This window comes from Intrasporangium chromatireducens Q5-1 (genome assembly GCF_000576575.1).
GTDB lineage: Bacteria > Actinomycetota > Actinomycetes > Actinomycetales > Dermatophilaceae > Intrasporangium_A > Intrasporangium_A chromatireducens.
In genome coordinates, this window is record NZ_AWQS01000286.1 from 1 (window position 1) to 4,355 (window position 4,355).

General features: G+C 71.7%; 5 protein-coding genes. 1 reads left to right on the plus strand and 4 read right to left on the minus strand.

All coding sequences use genetic code 11. From position 1 onward, the window contains the following. Nucleotides 1–754 (minus strand): chaperonin GroEL (gene groEL, locus N864_RS19670; RefSeq protein WP_034721331.1); only part of this gene is annotated, 754 nt, incomplete at its 3' end. 111 nt (nt 755–865) lie between these two features. Beyond that, a complete protein-coding gene (groES, locus tag N864_RS19675; protein ID WP_034721333.1) occupies nt 866–1,162 on the minus strand; it encodes a co-chaperone GroES in 297 nt (98 codons plus the stop codon). A 185-nt stretch (nt 1,163–1,347) separates the two neighbouring features. Here groES and N864_RS19680 point away from each other — a divergent pair, with 185 nt between their 5' ends. After that, nucleotides 1,348–2,589: a class I SAM-dependent methyltransferase gene (locus N864_RS19680; RefSeq protein ID WP_034721335.1), complete on the plus strand. Its 1,242-nt coding sequence runs from the start codon at nt 1,348–1,350 to the stop codon at nt 2,587–2,589. Here the strand turns inward: N864_RS19680 and N864_RS19685 are convergent. Beyond that, the gene (locus tag N864_RS19685) at nt 2,586–3,410 is read right to left on the minus strand and encodes a DUF427 domain-containing protein (protein ID WP_034721336.1); all 825 of its coding nucleotides are present in this window, start codon (nt 3,408–3,410) and stop codon (nt 2,586–2,588) included. The genes N864_RS19680 and N864_RS19685 overlap by 4 nt on opposite strands. 53 nt (nt 3,411–3,463) lie before the next feature. Beyond that, on the minus strand, nt 3,464–4,355 hold an 892-nt coding region (locus N864_RS19690), incomplete at its 5' end, for a ribokinase (protein ID WP_240474417.1).

Sequence of the window (4,355 nt, forward strand, 5' to 3'; positions counted from 1 at the left end):
CGTCCTCGGCGATGATGAGCAGCGGCTTGCCCGACTGGACGACCTTCTCGAGGACCGGGAGGATCTCGGTGACCGAGGAGATCTTGCCCTGGTTGATCAGGACGTAGGCGTCCTCGAGGACCGTCTCCATGCGCTCGGTGTCGGTCACGAAGTAGGCCGACAGGTAACCCTTGTCGAACTGCATGCCCTCGGTGAACTCGAGCTCGGTCGCCGTCGTCGAGGACTCCTCGACGGTGATGACGCCGTCCTTGCCGACCTTGTCGAACGCCTCGCCGATGAGCTCGCCGAGGGTGGCGTCCTGTGCGGAGAGCGTCGCGACCGAGGCGACCTCGTCCTTGCCGTCGACGTCGCGGGCGACCTTGAGGAGCTGGTCGTTGACCGCCGCGACGGCCTTGTCGATGCCGCGCTTGAGGGCGGCCGGGGCGGCGCCGGCCGCCACGTTGCGCAGGCCCTCCTTGACCATCGCCTGGGCGAGGACCGTCGCGGTCGTCGTCCCGTCACCGGCGATGTCGTTGGTCTTGGTCGCGACCTCCTTGGCCAGCTGGGCGCCGAGGTTCTCGTAGGCGTCCTCGAGCTCGATCTCGCGGGCGATCGTCACACCGTCGTTCGTGATCGTGGGGGCGCCCCACTTCTTGTCGATGACGACGTTGCGGCCCTTCGGACCGAGCGTCACCTTGACCGCGTTGGCGAGCGCGTCAACACCGCGCTCGAGTGACTTGCGTGCGGAGTCGTCGAACTCCAACTGCTTGGCCATGTGATTCCTTAGGCTCGTGTGGGCGTAGTGCTGAAACGGGACCGCACCCCGGCGCGACCCCGTCGGGGACTCATCACCGGGGTGCGGTCACTACGTGTGGTGCGAAGGGCCTCAGCCGACGATGGCGAGGACGTCACGGGCGGAGAGGATGAGGTACTCCTCGCCGTTGTACTTGACCTCGGTGCCGCCGTACTTGCTGAAGATGACCTTGTCGCCGACGCTGATGTCGAGCGGGACGCGCTCGTCGCCGTCCTCGTTCCACCGACCCGGGCCGACAGCGAGGACCTCGCCCTCCTGCGGCTTCTCCTTCGCGGTGTCGGGGATGACGAGGCCGGACGCGGTCGTCTGCTCCGCCTCGAGCGACTTGACGACGATGCGGTCTTCGAGCGGCTTGATGGAAACCGACACTGGTGACCTTCCCTTCGGGACTGTCTCGGATGACTGTTGACTATTGGCTCGTCGAGGCGACCGCCGTCGCGGGGGTCGACCACCTCTGGAGTTCTGGCACTTTCGGGGTGAGAGTGCCAACAAGCAGAAATCTAGGTTCCGATTAGCACTCGGTCAAGTCGAGTGCCAATGCGAGGATGGGACCCATGGACGTGGCGACGGTGGAGCGGCTCGCGGGCCCGGAGGGATGGTCGCTGCTGCAGGCGCTGCCCGACTACGACGAGGCGAGCGCCCTGTCCCTGCAGAGCCGCCTGCGCGCCTCGGGCCTCGACGCAGACCTCGTGGCCGCCGCCATGGCCCAGTCCCGTCTCCGGTCCCGGGCGCGGGAGAAGTTCGGCGACTTCGCCGCCGGCATGCTCTTCACCGCGGACGGGCTCGAGCAGGCGACGCGGCTGCCCGTCGCCGCCCGGCATGCGAGCCGGTTCCGGCGCGCCGGGGTCGAGCGCGTCCACGACCTCGGCTGTGGGCTCGGCTCCGACGCCATGGCGTTCGCCGCCCTCGACCTTCGCGTGGCGGCCGTCGACGCCGATCCCGTCACTGCTGCGATCGCCGCGGTCAACCTGAGGCACTGGCCCGAGGCGAGCGTCGCCTGCGCACACGCCGAGGACGTCGACCTGCTCACCGACGCGGGGTCGGCGCGGACCGGCGTGTGGGTCGACCCGGCACGACGCACGCCGGGCGTCGCCGACCTCCGCGGCCGGACGAGGCGGGTCTTCTCGCTGGAGGAGATCTCCCCGTCGTGGCCGGACGTGCAGCGCTTCGCGGCGCAGGTCCCGGCGACGGGCGCCAAGCTCTCCCCCGGCTTCCCGCACGCCGCCATCCCGCCCGGCTCCGAGGCGCAGTGGACCTCGTGGCACGGAGAGGTGCTCGAGTGCGCCCTCTGGTGGGGCCCGCTCGTCGAGCACGCCGGCCGGACCGCTGCGGTCTGCACCGACAGGTCGGTCTGCGTCGTCACCGAGGCGGAGGCCGGGGCGGGCTCGGACGTCGACCCCCTCGCCTCCCTCGAGGCACTCGGCGACTGGCTCTACGAGGCCGACCGTGCCGTCATCCGGGCCGGGCTCACCGGGGCCCTCGTGGCCGCGGTGGACGGCACCGAGCTGGGACCGGGCGTCGGCTACGTGACGAGCTCAGCGGCATACGACATCGCCTGGGCCAAGCGGTATCGGGTGCGCGCCGCGCTGCCGCTCTCCGCCAAGGCGCTGGGGCGCTGGCTGCGCGAGCACGGGCACGATCGCGTGACGATCAAGAAGCGTGGCGTCGCGATGGACGCCGACCTGCTGCGACGCCAGCTCAAGATGACCGGCCGGGGCAAGGGCGGCTCCGAGGCGGTCCTCGTGCTGACGCGGGTGGCCGGCAGACAGGTCGCGATCGTCGTCGAGGCGGCCTAGGACCAGGGCGTCACAGGACGTGCGAGGCGTTGCCCGTCGAGCGTCACGTCGAGCCGCTCGTCGAAGAAGGCGAGGTGGTCCTTGACGGGCTCGGCGTCCAGGAGGGGCTGCTCGTAGGACCACGCGATGTCGGGCAGCGACTCGCCACCGAGGGTGGCCGACCAGTACGAGGCCCTGCCCTTGTAGGCGCAGACCGTCGTCGACTCGCTCGGCGTGAGCAGGTCCATGCGCACGTCCTCCCGCGGGATGTAGAACCGGGTCGGCAGCGGCGTCTCGAAGAGGAAGGTGGCACGCGTCGTGTCGGCGAGGACATGTCCGCCGTGGGCCACCACCACGTGGCGGGAGCTGCGCCGGCAGTCGATCCGGTCGAAGGGGTCGTGGGGATGGCCCATGACCGGCTCGTCCTCCTCGAGCCACGTCGTGAACGCGTCCCAGTCGAGCAGGACGTGGCCGGCGAGGTCCGGGTCGTCGGACCGGAAGGCGGCCCCCGGCAGCTCGAAGGCGTCCCCGCGGAGGGTCAGCGGCGTGCCCGCGCCGAGGTGGACGCCGAACGGGACGCGCGGGTCGAGCAGCAGGGGTCGGCCCGGACGAGCGGCCGGTGGGTCCGGGACGGGACCTGCGTACGGGACGAGCGACGCGGCGACGTCGTCGACCGGCACGGCGTAGGAGGCCACCACGCGTCGCGGCTCCCAGACGATGACGGCGTGCGTCGAGTCGACGACTGCGGTGTCGCCGTGCAGGGCGCGGACGCGCTTGCGCACGGGGTGGATCCGCAGCTCGTCGAGGACGCCGTGGAGAAGGCGGTCGAGCCGTACGGCCATCTCCCGAGTGTGCTCGTCATCGGCCCGCGGCGGTAGGGCGCAGCCGAGGCTGGTCAGAGACGACCGTCGGGCTGCGCGCCGCTCCACCGCACGGCGGCGGCACCGGCGGCGTTGGCCCGGTGGAGCGCCTCCGTCCGGCTCACGCCGTCGGCGAGGGCGGCAGCGAGGGCGCCGCAGAACGCGTCACCGGCACCCACGCTGTCGACGACCTCGTCCGCGTCGAGCGGGATCCCGTCGACGCGCTCGCCGTCCCACATCGCGCCGGCGGCGCCGAAGGTGACGAGGAGCGAGGTGGGCAGGCGGCCGGCGTCGGCGAGGAGGGCGGCCTCGGTCTCGTTGACGACGAGGGGGTCCGCGATCGCGATGACGTCGTCGGGCAGGGACCCGTAGGGCGCGAGGTTGATGACGACCCGGGCGCCGGCGCGCCGGCTCTCCCGGGCCACCCGGGTGACGCAGTCGAGTGGGATCTCGAGCTGCAGGAGCACCACGTCACCCGGACGCGCGCCCACCTCCCTGGCGTCGAACTCGCCGTTGGCTCCGGGGACGACGATGATCGAGTTCTCCCCCGACTGGTCGATGGTGATGACTGCTGTCCCCGTCGGCGTGCCGTCGATCCGGCTGACCCGCGCGTCTATCCCGAGGTCTGCCAAGCGCTGCAGGTACGCGTCGCCCGCGTCGTCGCTCCCGACGGCGCCGACCATGACGACGTCGCCGCCGGCCCGGCGAGCGGCGACCGCCTGGTTCGCGCCCTTGCCTCCCGCGAACCGCCCGACCGACTCGCCGAGCACCGTCTCACCGGGCTTGGGATGGCGCTCGACCATGGTGACGAGGTCGACGTTGAGTGACCCGACGACGATGACGCGGCCCATCAGTGCTCCCTTCCCGACGTTTCGGCGGGGGCTGCGGCGCGCGTCGGGGCTGCGGCGGCGGCCGGAGCGGCGCCGG

Excerpts from the sequence above, each read along its gene's own strand:
- N864_RS19680 (WP_034721335.1), top strand. The coding sequence starts at position 1,348 with ATGGACGTGGCGACGGTGGAGCGGCTCGCGGGCCCGGAGGGATGGTCG.
- N864_RS19685 (WP_034721336.1), bottom strand. The coding sequence starts at position 3,410 with ATGGCCGTACGGCTCGACCGCCTTCTCCACGGCGTCCTCGACGAGCTG.